This window comes from Paenibacillus sp. FSL R5-0473, assembly GCF_038004565.1.
Lineage (GTDB): Bacteria > Bacillota > Bacilli > Paenibacillales > Paenibacillaceae > Paenibacillus > Paenibacillus amylolyticus.
The window spans coordinates 2,359,334-2,376,298 of sequence record NZ_JBBORL010000001.1 but is presented as its reverse complement, the minus strand read 5'-3'; the positions used below and the strand labels follow the sequence as shown (position 1 = coordinate 2,376,298).

Sequence of the window (16,965 nt, the reverse complement as noted above, 5' to 3'; positions counted from 1 at the left end):
TTTTCAAAGTTTTACCCGAAATTTATTAGGGATTTTTTTTACTGGTGCTTGCTGAGAATATCAAATATGATCTTGGCATTATCTGTGTTGTCGATCAAACCGGCGAAGCGATGACTTGCCGGACCGTAGGCATAGACCGGAACATCTTCACCTGTATGTCCACCTGTTGTCCAGCCGGTATATGAACGGTTATCAATAATCGCTTCAATAGCATTATCAATCTTTGTTACATCCGCACTTTTGGCTGCTTCGTTCACCGATTGAATCTCTTCAGGTTTCAACTCCAGTTTGAGATAACTTTTCAGTGTTTCTTCAACCGAAGCACCTTTTGCAATTTGTGCTGCCATGAAGTCAGGTGTGCGCAGTGCAGCTTTGATTGGGTCTACGAAGAAGTTGTATTCTCCGTCTTTTCCAAGCGTAAGTCCGCCCGTGGAGTGGTCGGCAGTAGCTACGACAAGTGTTTCACCGTCTTTTTTGGCAAAATCAATAGCTGCCTGAAATGCTGCTGCGAAATCATCCATTTCACTCATCGCGCCAACGATATCATTATCATGTCCTGCCCAGTCGATCTGGCTGCCTTCGACCATTAGAAAGAATCCTTTGTCGTTCGAACTGAGGCGATCAATCGCTGTATTGGTCATCTCAGCCAATGATGGAGTTGCAGCAGTACGATCAATCAACTTGTCCAGACCTCCGTCCGCAAACAGTCCAAGAACTTGTTGATTCTTATCAGCGAGGAGAGAGGAACGATCCGTCACATAGCTGAATCCGGCCTTCTGGAACTCCTTCGTCAGGTCACGACCCTCGCGTACAAAATTGGATTTCCCTCCACCCAGAAGTACATCCACCTTATGCTTGCCATTAATCAACTCATCATAATAATCGTCCGCAATTGCATCCATATTTTTTCGACTGATATCATGGGCACCAAATGCAGCTGGTGTGGCATGAGTGATCTCCGACGTAGCCACGAGTCCGGTGGACTTGCCGTTTTCTTTGGCCTGCTCAAGTACGGTTTTGACTTCCTTCTGCTCAGGGTCAACCGCAATGGCCGCATTGTATGTTTTCACACCCGCCGACATGGCCGTTGCTGCGGAAGCGGAATCCGTTACATTTTGTTTATCATCATCCGGATAGGTCATTTGTGCTCCAACCAGATAAGGGTCAAATACGGTTTTGTCCATGCCCTTCGTCGAAGGATCATCTTTCATATAACGGTAGGCTGAAGTATAAGAGGTCCCCATGCCATCTCCAATGAGGAAGATGATGTTATTGATTTGTTTTTTCTCCACACTTACAGCTTGAACCGCACTTGCTTGTCCTGCAGACAAGAGAGTAGAAGCCGATACAGCCAGAGTCAGCGCTACCGCTGGTAATACTCTTTTGGATAATTTCACAATGATTCCTCCTCGTAATATCTCAACAACAAAAATGAATGCATGAATCTATATTCATTTGTTCATCATTAAGAAGATTAGCATCTATATGTAAATGAACACCAAGAACTTTGTATACCAGAGGTAAAATAAACAAATACGGCGATAACTTTAATTTCTTTGCATGAGGAGTAAGTCAAATATTCCAATCAGGGCAATATGTTTCGGCGAAAGATTCACATGATCTTCTACATACGAGATTACAAAAATATACTCATCCCGCTGTTTTTGAAGTATGATACAACATAAGTAGAACGCTTTCATTTTTATATTACTGTTAATATAAAATCAATTTCATTTTCAGGAGGCTCTTTACCATTGACCAAAACAACTCCAACTTATGATGGGTATCTCTTTGTACATTTTATTGGCGAACAACCAGACGGAGAGCAGGTTTATTTCTCCTATAGCGAGGATGGACTTCACTGGAAGGACCTTAATGGCGGCTCACCTGTGCTGTTTTCAGACCTTGGAGAAAAGGGGGTACGGGACCCGTTTCTGGTTCGTTCAGTCAAGGATAATAAATTTTATCTGATTGCTACGGATCTCCGCATCGCAAGCGGCAAAGGATGGAGTCATGCCGTTAATACCGGGAGCCGTGACGTAATTATATGGGAATCCAGCAATCTCGTGAACTGGTCATCCCCATGGAACGTTACACTAGGTGTTGAGGGCGCTGGATGTGTCTGGGCACCAGAAGCTGTGTATGATGAAATGGCAGATGAGTTTCTTGTATTCTGGGCTTCTGCGACGCAGGAACCTCAGGAGCAAGAACGAAAACAAAAAATATACAGCGCTCGTACAAAAGACTTTCGTACGTTTTCTGCATCGGAAAAATACATTGAGCGGGATAATCATATTATTGATACAACGATTCTTCCTGCGGATGGCTCTTATTATCGATACTCCAAGGATGAAACAACCAAAAACATACGGGTAGAAAAAGGAGACTCTCTCGACAAAGGGGCATTTGTTACACTTCAAGCTCCGGTACTGGAGGCTATGGCAGGTGTGGAGGGACCTCAAATCTTTAAATTCAATGACCGGGAGGAATGGTGTCTGATTGTTGATCGATTTGCTGAAGGCAAGGGTTATCTTCCTCTGCTGACTACAGATCTGGGAAGTGGAGAATTCCGAATCGTCCCTGATGGTGAATTCGATATGGGAACGACTCAAAAGCGGCATGGAAGTGTCCTGCCAATCACAGCTGAGGAGTGCAGCCGGCTTCTCGCGGCTTTTGGGGATGGTCATCAGGTGCTTCCCGGACAATATGCCGATCCTGATGTCGCACAGTTTGGGGATCGCTACTATATGTATCCAACAACAGATGGCTTCGAGGGGTGGTCGGGGACACAGTTCAAAGTGTTTTCTTCTTCAGACCTGAAGCATTGGCAAGACGAAGGTGTTATCCTTGATCTGGGAACAGAGGATGTCACCTGGGCAACCGGTAATGCCTGGGCACCGGCAATTGCCAGCCGTAACGAAAAGTTCTATTTTTATTTCTGTGGCAAAATGCTGAACGGCGACAGTGCCATTGGCGTTGCTGTAGCGGATACACCGATTGGACCATTCCTGGCCGAGTCGCAACCTTTGATCACAATGGAGCAGTTGAAACGTCTGGGCATTGCTATGGGCCAAGCTATTGATCCCTCCATCTATGTCGAAGATGATGGAAGACCGTATCTGCTATTTGGCAATGGACATGGTGCCATTGTGGAGCTTGGTGAAGACATGATAAGTGTCGTTGAGGACACAATGAGCAATCTGGCGGGCTTGCATGATTTTCGTGAGGCTGTAACCGTGCTGAAGCAGGGTGGACTATACCATTTTACGTGGTCCTGTGATGACACAGGCAGTGAAGACTATCATGTGAATTACGGTACGGCAGAGCAGTTATATGGTCCAATTACCTATCGATACCCAATCCTGAGCAAAAATGTCGAGAAGGGCATGCTGGGAACAGGTCATCACTGTATCTTTAATGAAAATGAAACCGGTCAACTACGGATTGCCTATCACCGTTTTGTAACACCACTGTCCAGATTCTCCTCTGGAAAGGGGTATCACCGCGAAATATGTATGGACCCGCTTCTTTTTGGTAAGGACGGACTGATTCAGCCTGTTATACTCTAAAATAAGCAATTCAATTGAATCGCTATTTAATGAAGGCTTGATACAGCATGAATGCCTGTCAAATGTCGCTTTTAGCGGTTTTGGCAGGCATTTTTATCATCCACCTGGAACAAGCAAAGCCGTAGGGTTGAGCGGGTATGCGACTTATTAAACGCATTAATTCCAGAATACATTTGACAGGCGAATCAATAAATCGTATTATTACGATATAACGATTTAGGAGGAATACTTTTGAACACTCCCGCTTTTGACAGCAATAACATTAAACAGTTCGATGAACCTGCTAATCTGCTGAAAGCTTTATCTCACCCCATTCGTTTATGCATTGTGCGCGGACTGATGATGAAAAAAAAATGTAATGTTTCTTATATGCAGGAATGTCTGGATCTTCCCCAATCAACAGTCTCACAACACCTCCAGAAACTTCGTAGTGCAGGCATTGTTGCTACGGAGCGGAATGGTCTTGAAGTGAACTATGTGCTTGCCGATCAACGGGTTGAACAGATTATCAAAACTTTATTTGAAAAGGATGATTGTGAATCATGAGCAAAAAAGTACTCATTGTTGGCGGTGTAGCTGGAGGTGCATCTGCAGCTGCACGTCTTCGCCGTCTGGATGAACATGCCGAAATTATTATCTTTGAGAAAGGACCTTATATCTCATTTGCCAATTGTGGTTTGCCTTATTATATAGGTGGCTCCATCGATGATCGAGACCGTCTGCTGGTGCAAACGCCAAAAGGGATGGCAGATCGCTTTTGTGTTGATGTGCGTACAAGAAGTGAGGTCGTAGCTATTGATTCGCAGAAGCGAGTGGTTAAGATACAATCCCAGGAGCGCGGTGCATATGAAGAAAGTTATGACGAGTTGATATTGTCACCAGGTGCAAAACCGATGATTCCCGATCTGCCGGGTAAGGACAATCCACTAATTTATACCGTACGAAGTATTCCTGATATTGATCGGATCAAAGAACAGATAAGTTCTTATAACAACAAGTCTTCGATCGTCATAGGCGGTGGATTTATCGGCGTAGAAATGGCTGAGAATCTAAAGGAAGCTGGTCTGGATGTAACGCTTATTGAGGGGAACGCACAAGTACTCACACCCTATGATACCGAGTTAGCAGCCGCATTAGCACAGGAAATGGAGAATCATGGTGTAAACCTGCTGTTTTCCAAACGTGTTCAGGGATTTCATTCCCTAGAGCAGGGCATAGGGGTTGAACTTGCCGATGGTCATGTGTTGACAGCTGACATGGTTATTCTTGCGATAGGCGTAACGCCGGACACCTATTTTTTGAAAGATAGCGGCGTTTCGCTGGGTGCACGTGGACATATTATCGTAAATGAAGCCTTGGAAAGTAGTGTGCCACATATCTATGCTGTTGGGGATGCCATCGAAGTAACGGAAACCATTCATGGTACGAAGGCAACGATACCACTTGCCGGACCTGCCAACAAACAAGGTCGTATTGTTGCCGACCGTATCGCAGGGCTTCAATCTACCTACAAAGGAACACAAGGTACGTCCATTATCAAAGTATTTGGAATGACCGCAGCCACGACAGGCAGTAATGAGAAAACACTACAGCGTCTCGGCGTGGAATATCAAACCGTTATCGTACACCCTGCTTCTCATGCATCGTATTATCCGGGTTCAAGTGCAATTACTCTTAAACTGCTGTTTACTCCGGAAGGCAAAATTTTAGGCGCACAAGCAGTCGGTTATGATGGAGTGGATAAACGAATTGATGATATTGCTGTAGCCATTCATTTTGGAGGACATGTCCGGGATTTAACAGAGCTTGAACTGAGTTACGCGCCTCCTTATTCGTCTGCCAAAGATCCCGTGAATATGGCTGGATATGCAGCAGAGAATATGATTACCGGACGTGTTCAGACGTTCACCTATAATCAACTGGCTGATCGTCAGCCGGGGCAGTCGATACTTCTGGATGTACGCAGTGAAATTGAGCATCAAAATGGTCATATTCCGGATTCACTCTCTATTCCAGTTGATGAGCTTCGTCAACGTTTAGATGAATTAGACCCATCCAAAGAAATCTGGCTATACTGTCAAGTCGGCTTACGTGGTTACACTGCTTCGCAAATTTTGCGTCAGCATGGTTTTAGCGTAAAAAACTTAAGTGGTGGTTATAAAACATACCGTCAAGCCCAGTTTAATCCTGCTCCATTTACTACTGCAAAAAAAGACCATCATGATCCTGTGATAGACGCTAAGGAAAAGGAGTCTATTCCCACTGACTCAACACAGCCGCAACGTATTGATCATGACTTGAACGTATGCGGATTAAGTTGTCCCGGTCCGCTAATACAAGTGAAGCAAAAAATGGATCAACTCTCGAACGGGGAAACCCTTCGCGTGAAAGCTTCCGATCCAGGCTTCTATGAAGATGTTAAAGCATGGGCCACAATGTCGGGTTCCACAATCTTGCAGTTGGAAAGACTGAAAGGCGGTACAATTGAGTCTGTCATTGCCAAAAATACAGCACAACCCGTATCCAATGCCCCAATCAGCGATCCTGCCAGCACGATGGTTGTTTTCAGTGGTGATCTGGATAAAGCGATCGCCTCACTCATTATTGCAAATGGGGCAGCAGCGAGTGGACGGAAAGTAACCCTATTTTTCACATTTTGGGGATTGAGTATTATTCGTAAGCCGCAGCCTCAGAAGTTATCCAAAACTATGATCGGCCGTATGTTTGATATGATGTTACCTCGCGGGAGCCAGAGGCTTGGCATGTCCAAAATGAATATGCTCGGAGCAGGCCCGAAGATGATCCGTGGTTTGATGAAAAAACATCATGTGCCTTCGTTGGAAGAATTGATAGAGAGCGCAATTGCACAAGGAGTAGAGATCGTTGCCTGTCAAATGTCTATGGATTTAATGGGAATTCAGCGTGAAGAATTAATAGACCAAGTCAAAATTGGTGGCGTAGGTTACTATCTTGGACAAGCATCACAAGCCAATCATAATCTGTTTATTTAAAAAAATTAGTAATGCTGAGCAGGATAATTGAATGCGTACCGAGAGAATGCCACGATGAGTGGCATTTTTTTGTTCAAAAATAATGAACGTTTCATTCAAAAACGGTTCTTTGACTTACATTTAACAGCAACATAGAGTGATGACAAGGACGGTGGTTGATTTTAGCTAGGCAAATGAGAAGCATATACACCCTTGACTTTCCCCTGTACGGGAAACTATATACTCGCATTAGGTTAAAAGATTGGAGATGATATGTTGTTCAAAATCAGTGCGTTTTCCAGGCTAAGTAGGGTCTCATTAAAAACACTGCGTTATTATGACCAGATTGGCATACTTAAGCCGAGAAAGGTAGATCACGATACGGGTTACCGTTACTATTCCGCAGATCAGCTTCTCGAGCTTAACCGAATCTTCATTTATAAAGAATTGGGGTTTACGTTGCCACAAATCACACAGCTGTTACAGGAGCATATTACATTGGAGAATATTCAAGGCATGTTTAAGCTAAAAAGAAGCGAAATTCAGCAGGTTATCGATACGGAACAAGCCAAACTCGTCCGGATTGAGGAACGCATGCAGCTTATAGAGGAAGAGGGGCACGTCGAAACTGGGCAAGAAATCCGAATCAAAGAGGAAGGTGCTCGGCAGTTTCTTTTTCAGACAGGTTGTGGGAGGGAAGAGGATATCCCGAGTTTATTTCGTCAGTTTGACCAGTCATTAACAAAAGAAATGCGCCAACTGATCGACGGACCTCAGGTTGTTTTGTGGAAAGAAATCGCAGGACAAGAGGAAGAGTTCGAGTTTGAAATAGGTTACTTCTTAACCTGTGATCTGCGCTCACCTCCCGACCCATTTCAACTGCGGACTCTTCCTGCCGAGCCCATGATGGCCACCATAGCTTATCGTTCCAATGCCACCTTTGCCTGTAAAGCCTGTGTTCATCTAGCTACATGGATTGAGAAGAATAACTATCAGATCAAGGAGAACGGAGCTGGTAGGGAATTATATTTACCCTTATCTCAAGAACAAGATGTACAGTTTATAGAAATACAAATTCCAATACTAAATAGATAACTGAAGAAGACGGAGTGGATTAAAGTGAAAAATAAATGGATTATATATATCTTGGCATTGGCTGTTTTTCTGATCGGAACCCTTGAATACATTATTACAGGAGTTATAGAAATGATCGCCTCAGACTTGAGCGTATCTACTTCCGAAGTGGGTTTACTGGTGACTGTATTTGCTCTGGCAGCGGCCATTATCGCTCCGATTCTCATTGCAATTACAATAAATATGGATCGCAAGAAGTTACTGTTGTCTGCCCTCAGTGTGTTTATTGCCAGCAACGGACTTATGCTTGTTGACCTTTCTTACGAAACTTTACTATGGGTGCGAATTATTCAAGGTGCTAGCGGAGGAGTGGCTACCGTAGTAGCGATGGCCGTATCGACACGACTGGTTGAAAAAGAAAAAAGAGGCAATGCCATCGGCATCATTTTGATGGGGCTAAGCAGTTCGCTAGTGCTCGGTGTCCCATTGGGCACATTTTTTAGTGAAATGTTTGGATGGAGAGTTCTATTTATATTCATTGGATTGTTAAGTGTTCTTCCATTACTTATTATCTACAAAAAGGTTCCGGCAATCAAAGAGGAAGAAAAGATCACCCTCAGAATGCAGCTCTCCATTTTAAAAAATCCACTCATTCTGACTGCCTTGCTTATTACATTATTGTATATCGGCGGCTATTCGACACTGTTCACGTATATTACGCCTTTCTTGCAAGCCACATCCACTCTTACTATGACCGAGATAAGCGGTGTTCTGTTTCTCGCGGGAATTTGCAGCTTTGTCGGATCAAAAGTGGGCGGACAATTGGCAGACGCAAAGGGATCAAAGTTTACAATTTGTCTAGGCCTTCTGTTACAAGGCGTAACTCTGCTTTTGTTTGCTCTAGCTGGAGTTAATCTTATGATGTTAATCTTGGTTTTAATGATTTTTATGTTAGCAACGTGGAGCATATCTCCGGCCCAGCAACTATATCTGGTTACACTGGCACCTCGTAATCCCGACATTGCCCTTAGCGTAAATACGTCATTTATCCAGTTTGGTTTTGCACTGGGATCTGGATTAGGTGGGATTGTGATCAGTCGTACATCTGTCCTGTACTTAAATTGGTTGGGGTTTGGAGCTGTAGGAATTGCTTTACTTCTTGCCATACTGCTATTTAAGAAATCGAGAAGCAGAACTGGAACTCCAGATCCAGTGTAATTTCAGTGATGGGTAATTCTTGCTTATAAGTAAAATAAAAAGATCTCTTCAGCATTCACTGCTCAAGAGATCTTTTTGGTGTATAACAAAGTTAATATTTTTGGAGTTAGATGTAAAATATAGCTCATATATTATTCAATGGATAAATTTTTAATAACGATTAACAACCGGCAAGATTCTTTTCTGGACTGATCAGTTCAGATATGTTATATTTCTGAAACGGGAGGTGTTACTTATCGCCAGGACTAAAGAATTTGACAAAAATCAAGCGTTACACGAAGCGATGCTGTTGTTTTGGAAAAAAGGATACGAGGCTGCTAGTATACCGGATTTACTGGAAGTGATGGGCATTAGCCGATCCAGCCTTTATGATACTTTTTCCGACAAGCAAACCTTGTATAGAGATGCCCTGGAGCATTATAAAAAAGGGAGTTCCAATAAACAGACCATTCTTGAACAAGCGTCCAACGTTAGAGAAGGAATTCTTCAATTTTTTGAGTATCATATTGCTTCAGCATACGATACCAGCCTACCGGGCGGATGTTTTGTAACAAATACAGCAACAACATTGGAGTCACCAGATGAACAGATAAATGTCTTGATACAGACTAGTTTTTCGGATTTGGAACAAGCATTTTGCGAGCTTTTGGAAAAGGGCCAACAATCGGGAGAGATAGATAAAACAACAGATATCAAAACATTGTCTTATTTATTGCTGAATTTACATCAAAGCATAAATATTATGGCCAAAACAGGTCAAAATCCAGAACGTGCAAAAGAGATGATTAGCTTTGTAATTGCAGGGATATAATTTTTTTTAGCAATATTGGAATGATTGTTCCGTTATTATATTCCTCATATTTTGAAGGTGCCATTTGAAAAGTATCTGCAAGACCATAATTTTTTTAATCATTCTGGAACATTCATTCCGTTATCGAAACATTCCATCAACAATAAGGAGATGCAACCAATGAAGGTATCGTTTATTGGACTTGGTAATATGGGGCTTCCAATGGCACAAAACCTGTTGAACGCGGGGTATGAATTAGTCATCTTTAATCGGACCCCTGAAAAAGCTGAACCATTAATAAAACAGGGAGCACGGTATGTCCAAACACCTCTAGAGGCAGCGAAAGAAAGCAATCTTGTAATTACCATGTTATCTGATGATGCTGCTTTGAGAGAGATTGTCGAGGGACCACATGGAGTTCTGAACGGATTATCTGAAAATGGAATTCACGTATCTGCCAGTACGATCAGCGTAGATCTGGCTCGAAAATTATCCGCTTTGCATGCGGAGAGACACCAGCACTTTGTGTCTGCCACCGTAATGGGGCGCCCGGATGCCGCTAAAGCAGCTACATTGCGCATTATTTTAGCTGGTCCGGAACATGCAAGACAACGAGTACTTCCCATGTTAACAGTACTAAGTCAAGAGATATTTGAGATTGGGGATCATGGCGAAGAAGGTAACATTGTCAAAATAGGCGTTAACTTTCTAATTGCTTCAATGCTGGAAGCTTTGTCGGAAGCGCAGCTCATGGTTGAAAAGCACGGTATTAAGCCGTCCCGATATATCGATGTTGTGAATGCTCTTTTTCAATCTCCGGTATATCAGAACTATGGCGCGATCATGACCGAACAGCGGTTTGAACCAGCCGGTTTTAATATGAAGCTCGGGTTAAAGGATGTTGCATTAGCTATCGAGGCAGCCAAGTCAGTTCAAGCTCCACTACCTTTAGGTCAGCTTATTCATCAACACCTCTCTGAAGGAATTACCCATGGTTATGGTGAGTTGGATTGGACGGCTTTAATCCGTTGTCTTGAGCATTCCTCTTAAGGAAAGAAAATCTAAGGAGAGATTAATTATGGAAATAGGTGTTACTTCATTCGTAGAAACAAAGCCTGATACTAAGACCGGAGTTGTGATGAGTCACGCACAGCGATTGCGAGAAGTCGTGGAAGAAATCGTCCTTGCAGATCAGGTAGGACTTGATGTGTTTGGCATAGGTGAGCATCATCGTGATGATTATGCAGCATCTTCACCAGCAATGGTGTTGTCCGCTGCCGCGCCCCTCACAAAACGGATTCGATTGACAAGTGCTGTGACGGTCCTATCTTCAGCAGATCCTGTCCGTGTGTTTCAGGATTTTGCCACGCTTGACGGTCTCTCCAATGGACGTGCCGAGATTATAGCGGGTCGAGGTTCCTTCATTGAGTCCTTTCCACTGTTTGGTTATAACCTGCATGACTACGAGGATTTATTTAATGAAAACATTGAATTGCTTCTTAAATTACGGGAATCCGAGAAAGTAACATGGAATGGAGGCCATCGACCAGCGATACATAATCTGGGGGTATACCCGCGTCCTGTTCAGAATTCTATACCTGTATGGATTGGTAGCGGAGGTACTCAGGAGTCTGCCATACGTGCTGGAATTCTAGGTCTGCCACTAGTTCTGGCAATTATCGGTGGTAATCCAACGAAATTTGCGCCACTTGTAGAACTGTATAAAAAGGCGGCAACTCATGCTGGTCATGATGTATCACAGCTTCGGGTAGGTTCACATTCTATCGGATTTGTTGCAGAAGATACAGAAAAGGCCGCAGAACTCTTTTTCCCGTCCACTCAGTACGGCATGAATAAACTCGGCAAAGAGCGGGGGTGGGCATATTACGATCGTTCCAGCTATGACGCTGCCCGCAGCTCTGATGGTGCGTTGTATGTAGGGGATCCGGAAACAGTTGCTCAAAAAATTATTCATCTGCGCAAGCATGTAGGAATTACACGTTTCATGATGTATGTTCCCTTAAGCACGATGCCACATGAGTTGGTAATGCAGGCTATAGAACTGCTCGGTAAAGAGGTTGCACCGCGAGTACGAGAGGAAATTTCCAAGTGGGAAGCTGAAATGAGATAAGGATTAACTAAAAAACATAAATGAACGAATTCATTATTATATTTGGAGGAATTATCATGAGTATTGAGACACGTATATTACCAGAATTAAGAGAGGTATATTCACAATTTCCAGGGTTTGAATTGGAGAAAAATTTAGAGTGGAGCAGAAACTTAGTATCGGCTGCATCGGTGAAAAAATCAGAGCATGTAAACACAACTAGCCGGAAAATTCCGAGGGATGGAGGTGAGATGCTGGTCAAAATTTATGAGCCAGCCGAACGAACGAATGATTTACTACCAGCCATGTTATGGATTCATGGGGGTGGGTACGTGTTAGGACATCCAGATATGGACGACAAATTGTGCGAACGTTTTGTTCAGACAGCAGAATGTATTGTCGTATCAGTCGATTATAGGCTCGCTCCTGAGCACCCTTATCCTGCGGGGATTGAAGATTGTTATGCTGGATTGGTATGGATGACGGAGGAAGCAGCAATGCTTGGCATTGATGTGAATCGGGTTGCGATTGCCGGTGCTAGCGGTGGCGGAGGACTGACAGCAGCACTCGCGCTGATGGCACGTGATAAAGGAGGTCCGTCTATTATCTTCCAAATGCCATTGTATCCGATGTTAGATAATCGTAACATCACGCCATCTAGTCATGAGATTACAGAAGAGGGTTCAATCTGGAACCGAACGGACAACGTGGCTGCTTGGAATATGTACCTTGGTGAGGAGAACGATATCAGTGGAAGTTCTTCTTATGCAATACCTTCGAGAGCAGAGAGCTTGGCCGGATTGCCACCAGCCTATACTTGTGTAGGTCAGCTCGATCTATTCCGAGACGAGACGATGGAGTATGTGGCACGATTAGCACAAGCAGGTGTGGATGTAGAATTTCACCTCTATCCAGGTTGCTTCCACCTTTTCGAAATTCTTGCTCCAGAAACAGAAGTGAGTCAACGTACTGTTAAGGGTTATATGGATGCAATGGCTCGTGCTCTTCATCCCAATAGAACCCTTAATTAAGGATTGATGAATCAGAACCTTTTAAGTTAAAGAAAATTTATAATAGGAAACTTTATGTCAGAAGAAGTCACTAAATTAGTGACTTCTTTTGTTTGGAGACATAAGTATAGATAAATAATCCAAAAAGTTCGAAATGGGGTTAAGCTGCAGGATTCCAATCAGGAAGACTCTTGGATTTGGTCTTTCCAATGTAATCAATCTGTTCAATCCAGAAGTGATTATTGTTGGTGGAGGAATGTCGGCAGCCGGTGACCGCTTGCTGAATACAGTACGTGACACGGTTAAAAATCATGCATTGCATCTCTCATCCGGTGTATGTCCTATCGTACAAGCAAAGTTAGGTGGGCAAGCAGGAACGATCGGCGCGGCTGCATATGCAAAAAATAAGATGCCATTATAAGGTATCACAATATGATAATTGATCAATCATGCTTGAGAATATGTCATTGCATCATACAGTCTAAAACCTTAACTTAAAATGACAGCAGAGAACGCTAACAACCTCGATGACGTTTATACCGATTAAATGGCTAAAGTATGTAAACGCCCATTGGACAGAGTGGGAATTTTTCCATTGATCTAAAGCACATCCCCCTTAAAAGTGAGATTTATATCCCAACTCTGTTAAGTCAGCCGGGACACCTTCACGTCGTTTATGAAACTGTTTAGGCGAGGAACCGGTCATTTGTTTGAACTGCCTGCAAAAATGCTCGACATTACGGTAACCGCATCGATCGGCAATCTCTGCAACCGTATACAAATGATGTCTAAGATATTCTTTGGCCAAACGTATTCTGCTATGAATAACATCCTCCATACACGAGAGGCCAAACGATTTCTTGTACATCAACTGCAAGTACCCCGGACTGACGTTTATGATCTTCGCCATTTCTGATATTGTCCAAGGATGGCTGGGATGGTTATGAATTGCCGTTCGAAGCTTCAACAGAGGATAGTGTTGAGGACTAATATCCTCTTGGACACAAGACTCAAGCAATTTATTGAACAAGGTTCGCAGCAGGCAATTGATGGATGATTCCCGGTAATCGTTCTGAAAAGAATGCTCTGCAACAAGCAATTGGAACAGCTTATGACAGTATTCCGGATCATCCAGCGGGAAAGGTGTGCCTGGCGGAAGGGAGGTATCGGTTACAAACGGTTCATCACTTTCAAAACGAATCCAATCATTTATATAGCGCTCTGAACAAGCCCGATAATATATTTTTTGATACGGTTTGAAAAGTACAGCACAATGAGCCGGGTATTCCTTAAGTTGTCCATTAACCCAAAACTGGGCAGGGGTCTGTGTAATGACTAATAACCAGGCATCATGCCCTTCAGGGATATCAAAAACAAAATGATTCTGATGTACCGCGTCACATTCAACGTAAAAAATAGATGTCATGGTTCTTCCCCTTTATCTTTAAGTTGTAGAAAAGAATAACCCATACACTACTTAAGCTATTTTCTATTATACGAGAGTTATCTTTATTTCATAGAACGAATGTACTATTACAATTATATGAGGAGTGTAGCTGGAATGAACAAGCAGGGGTTCAACCCATATCTTCCATCCTGGGAGTACGTACCTGATAGTGAGCCTTATGTATTCAATGAAAGAGTGTATGTGTATGGTTCACATGACCGTTTTAACGGACATGCCTTCTGTCTGAACGATTATGTATGCTGGTCTGCACCCGTGAATGACCTGGGGAATTGGAGAAATGAAGGGGTGATCTACCGAAAAACAGATGACCCGCTGAATCCGAATGGCCATATGTGTTTGTATGCGCCAGATGTTACGCTAGGTCCCGATGGGCGGTATTATCTGTATTATGTGCTGGATAAGGTACCCGTTGTTTCGGTGGCTGTATGTGATGCACCTGCCGGTAAATATGAATTCTATGGTTATGTACAATATGACGACGGCACTCGTCTGGGCGAAAGAGAAGGGGACGAGCCCCAGTTCGATCCCGGCGTGATGACTGAAGGACAGCACACTTATCTGTATACCGGCTTCTGTGCGGCCGGAGACCAATCAAGACATGGCGCGATGGCCACGATGCTAGGTCCGGATATGCTGACGATTGTGGAAGAACCTGTATTCGTAGCACCAAGCGAGCCTTACAGTGAGGGCAGCGGTTATGAGGGCCATGAATTTTTTGAGGCGCCTTCCATTCGGAAGAGAGGTAATACCTACTATCTGGTGTATTCCTCCATCGTTATGCATGAATTATGTTATGCCACCAGCCGATTTCCAAATAAAGGATTTACATATCAGGGCGTCATCGTAAGCAACTGTGATCTCCATATCAACTCCTACAAACCTGCTGACAAACCCATGTATTATGGAGGCAATAACCATGGCAGCATTGTGGAGATCAACGGAGACTGGTATGTCTTCTATCACCGTCATACCAATGGGGACGCATTCAACCGGCAGGGCTGTATTGAGAAGATATCTTTTGAAGAGGACGGCAGCATTCCTCAGGTGGAAATGACCTCCTCTGGTCCAAGTGGGAGACCGCTTGAAGGAAAAGGCGAGTACCCCGCATATCTTGCATGTAATCTTTTGACCAAAGATGATCAGAAGTACACTGGAGGTTTCGGGGCAGGAGCCTGGCTGGACAGCCGCTTTCCAAAGATCACCCAGGATGGTAGAGACGGTGATGAAGAGGTCGGATATATCGCCAATATGGTTGAATCCGCAACGGCAGGTTTTAAATACTTTGATTGCCGAGGAATTCGCCAGGTCTCAATCAAGGTACGGGGATATTGTCACGGGGTATTTGAGGTCAAAACCGCATGGAACGGTCCTGTCCTGGGTACAATCCCGGTACATTTCACCAATCATTGGAAACCCTATTCAGTCGAGATGACCATTCCAGATGGTATACAAGCTTTGTATTTTACGTACAGAGGTTCTGGAAGTGCAAGCCTTGCATCATTTATTTTAGCGTAATCCTCAAACACATGATCTGAGCAATCCAGACAAAACAAAGCAGCTGCTGGTCATCCAGTAGCTGTTTTGTTGACCGATCAGCCTATGCGGCTCAGACAATTGGGGGGGTTATGATTAAACTTTTAGTCATCCACAACGTTGGCTTCTCCTGCCTGCTGCGAATGGCTACGATATTCGCTTGGCGCGATGCCTGTCCACCGCTTGAATTGGCGGCTAAAATGCGCATTGGTCTTATACCCCAGCATCATCGCAATATGATCTATGTTCAGGTCGGTTTGCTTTAACAGCCGCTGCGCTTCGTTCAGAAGGGTTTCGGATAGAAACTTACGCGGAGCGATGCCGTATACCTGCCGAAATATACGATTAACCTGTGACGGGCTAATGCTCAGCGATTTGGCAATATCCTGAATCCAGGTTCGCTCACTCTCCTGAATTTCCCCGTGAAGATGGATATACCTTACCGAATCCTCAATGTGCTCAGCAATCTGATGGGCAATGGTTTCTTTTCTCGACAACGTAACGGATGCTTGCTGAGATAACTGACCGACCAGGGAACCGAGCAGTTCAAACACGGCGGCATGTACCTTCATTTGTTTGGAGGAAGATAGTGAGCTAGACATATGCTCTGTGGACAGGCCATACAAAGTAGACAGGGAAGGGGAAAGCCCCAGAGCCAAATTCGAATTTGCCGGATAATAGATGTCTTTGCAACGGTTAAGTTCTCTGCAAAAGGATGTATCGTGTATGCTGAAATGCACGGAAAAATAAGTGAACCCCTCCGGTCCGGCTCCGGTGCAAGAGTGGGTCATACCAGGCCGGATGAACAGAAGGTCGCCAACCGACTGCCGATAAGACTGCCCGTTGACAACCATGTTCATCTGCCCGTCCATCATCCAGTGCACTTCATACATTGAATGTTCATGAGACGGATAAGTCCAGCTTGAATCTACTTTTCTTGCATGCAGCCCCAATAATTGAAAAGACATGCGAACATCGGGTAGACGACCTAAATACACAGCATCCGAAAGCTTGGTCACAGCAAACCAACCCCCTTGTACTATTCTATATACCAACATCCTGTCATCGGATTGTCCTCGTAAATTATCTTTAGTTTAATGGATCTAACCTCATCTTAACAGAAAAAAATGCGTGAAAAGGGTAAATCGTCGGAGTGATTAGAACATCGTCATGTACCATAGCGGGTGCTATGGTAGTATTATC

General features: G+C 43.9%; 14 protein-coding genes. 11 read left to right on the top strand and 3 right to left on the bottom strand.

What is annotated here, in order from left to right:
• Positions 1–38: 38 nt before the first annotated feature.
• Positions 39–1,400, bottom strand: a complete 1,362-nt coding sequence (locus MKY28_RS10375) for an alkaline phosphatase (RefSeq protein WP_340937892.1) — start codon at positions 1,398–1,400, stop codon at positions 39–41.
• Positions 1,401–1,754: 354 nt separating this feature from the next.
• On the opposite strand from MKY28_RS10375, the gene MKY28_RS10370 reads away from it, so the two are divergent.
• The 10 genes from MKY28_RS10370 (at position 1,755) to MKY28_RS10325 (ending at position 13,182) form a co-directional block, all read left to right on the top strand.
• Complete coding sequence (locus tag MKY28_RS10370) at positions 1,755–3,569, top strand: family 43 glycosylhydrolase (protein WP_340935884.1); 1,815 nt, start codon at positions 1,755–1,757, stop codon at positions 3,567–3,569.
• A gap of 231 nt (positions 3,570–3,800) precedes the next feature.
• The gene (locus MKY28_RS10365) at positions 3,801–4,115 is read left to right on the top strand and encodes an ArsR/SmtB family transcription factor (protein WP_036615511.1); all 315 of its coding nucleotides are present in this window, start codon (positions 3,801–3,803) and stop codon (positions 4,113–4,115) included.
• Positions 4,112–6,580 (top strand): FAD-dependent oxidoreductase, encoded by a 2,469-nt coding sequence (locus MKY28_RS10360; protein ID WP_340935883.1) that lies wholly within the window; start codon positions 4,112–4,114, stop codon positions 6,578–6,580. Before MKY28_RS10365 ends, MKY28_RS10360 begins: the two co-directional genes overlap by 4 nt.
• A gap of 255 nt (positions 6,581–6,835) precedes the next feature.
• Positions 6,836–7,654 (top strand): MerR family transcriptional regulator, encoded by an 819-nt coding sequence (locus MKY28_RS10355; protein WP_340935882.1) that lies wholly within the window; start codon positions 6,836–6,838, stop codon positions 7,652–7,654.
• Between the two features lie 24 nt (positions 7,655–7,678).
• Positions 7,679–8,851, top strand: a complete 1,173-nt coding sequence (locus MKY28_RS10350; protein WP_338706086.1) for an MFS transporter — start codon at positions 7,679–7,681, stop codon at positions 8,849–8,851.
• A 226-nt stretch (positions 8,852–9,077) separates the two neighbouring features.
• A complete protein-coding gene (locus MKY28_RS10345) occupies positions 9,078–9,662 on the top strand; it encodes a TetR/AcrR family transcriptional regulator (RefSeq protein ID WP_235200832.1) in 585 nt (194 codons plus the stop codon).
• 159 nt (positions 9,663–9,821) lie between these two features.
• Complete coding sequence (locus MKY28_RS10340; protein WP_076317796.1) at positions 9,822–10,691, top strand: NAD(P)-dependent oxidoreductase; 870 nt, start codon at positions 9,822–9,824, stop codon at positions 10,689–10,691.
• Between the two features lie 28 nt (positions 10,692–10,719).
• Entirely contained in the window at positions 10,720–11,772 is a 1,053-nt protein-coding gene (locus MKY28_RS10335; RefSeq protein WP_036671403.1) for an LLM class flavin-dependent oxidoreductase, read from the top strand.
• Positions 11,773–11,828: 56 nt separating this feature from the next.
• Positions 11,829–12,782, top strand: coding sequence for an alpha/beta hydrolase (locus tag MKY28_RS10330; protein ID WP_338706087.1), 954 nt, complete (start codon positions 11,829–11,831; stop codon positions 12,780–12,782).
• Between the two features lie 133 nt (positions 12,783–12,915).
• Positions 12,916–13,182, top strand: a complete 267-nt coding sequence (locus MKY28_RS10325) for an ROK family protein (RefSeq protein WP_340935881.1) — start codon at positions 12,916–12,918, stop codon at positions 13,180–13,182.
• A 195-nt stretch (positions 13,183–13,377) separates the two neighbouring features.
• On the opposite strand, the gene MKY28_RS10320 is transcribed toward MKY28_RS10325, so the two are convergent.
• The gene (locus MKY28_RS10320; protein WP_340030401.1) at positions 13,378–14,187 is read right to left on the bottom strand and encodes a helix-turn-helix transcriptional regulator; all 810 of its coding nucleotides are present in this window, start codon (positions 14,185–14,187) and stop codon (positions 13,378–13,380) included.
• Positions 14,188–14,322: 135 nt separating this feature from the next.
• Between MKY28_RS10320 and MKY28_RS10315 the strand changes: the two genes are divergently transcribed.
• Positions 14,323–15,744 (top strand): family 43 glycosylhydrolase, encoded by a 1,422-nt coding sequence (locus MKY28_RS10315; protein ID WP_340030402.1) that lies wholly within the window; start codon positions 14,323–14,325, stop codon positions 15,742–15,744.
• A gap of 122 nt (positions 15,745–15,866) precedes the next feature.
• Here the strand turns inward: MKY28_RS10315 and MKY28_RS10310 are convergent, their stop codons facing one another.
• Positions 15,867–16,781 carry an AraC family transcriptional regulator gene (locus MKY28_RS10310; RefSeq protein ID WP_036671411.1) on the bottom strand — a complete coding sequence of 305 codons (915 nt, stop codon included), beginning with the start codon at positions 16,779–16,781 and terminating at the stop codon, positions 15,867–15,869.
• Positions 16,782–16,965: the final 184 nt, after the last annotated feature.

Excerpts from the sequence above, each read along its gene's own strand:
- MKY28_RS10360 (WP_340935883.1), top strand. The coding sequence starts at position 4,112 with ATGAGCAAAAAAGTACTCATTGTTGGCGGTGTAGCTGGAGGTGCATCT.
- MKY28_RS10340 (WP_076317796.1), top strand. The coding sequence starts at position 9,822 with ATGAAGGTATCGTTTATTGGACTTGGTAATATGGGGCTTCCAATGGCA.
- MKY28_RS10335 (WP_036671403.1), top strand. The coding sequence starts at position 10,720 with ATGGAAATAGGTGTTACTTCATTCGTAGAAACAAAGCCTGATACTAAG.
- MKY28_RS10330 (WP_338706087.1), top strand. The coding sequence starts at position 11,829 with ATGAGTATTGAGACACGTATATTACCAGAATTAAGAGAGGTATATTCA.
- MKY28_RS10325 (WP_340935881.1), top strand. The coding sequence starts at position 12,916 with ATGGGGTTAAGCTGCAGGATTCCAATCAGGAAGACTCTTGGATTTGGT.
- MKY28_RS10320 (WP_340030401.1), bottom strand. The coding sequence starts at position 14,187 with ATGACATCTATTTTTTACGTTGAATGTGACGCGGTACATCAGAATCAT.
- MKY28_RS10315 (WP_340030402.1), top strand. The coding sequence starts at position 14,323 with ATGAACAAGCAGGGGTTCAACCCATATCTTCCATCCTGGGAGTACGTA.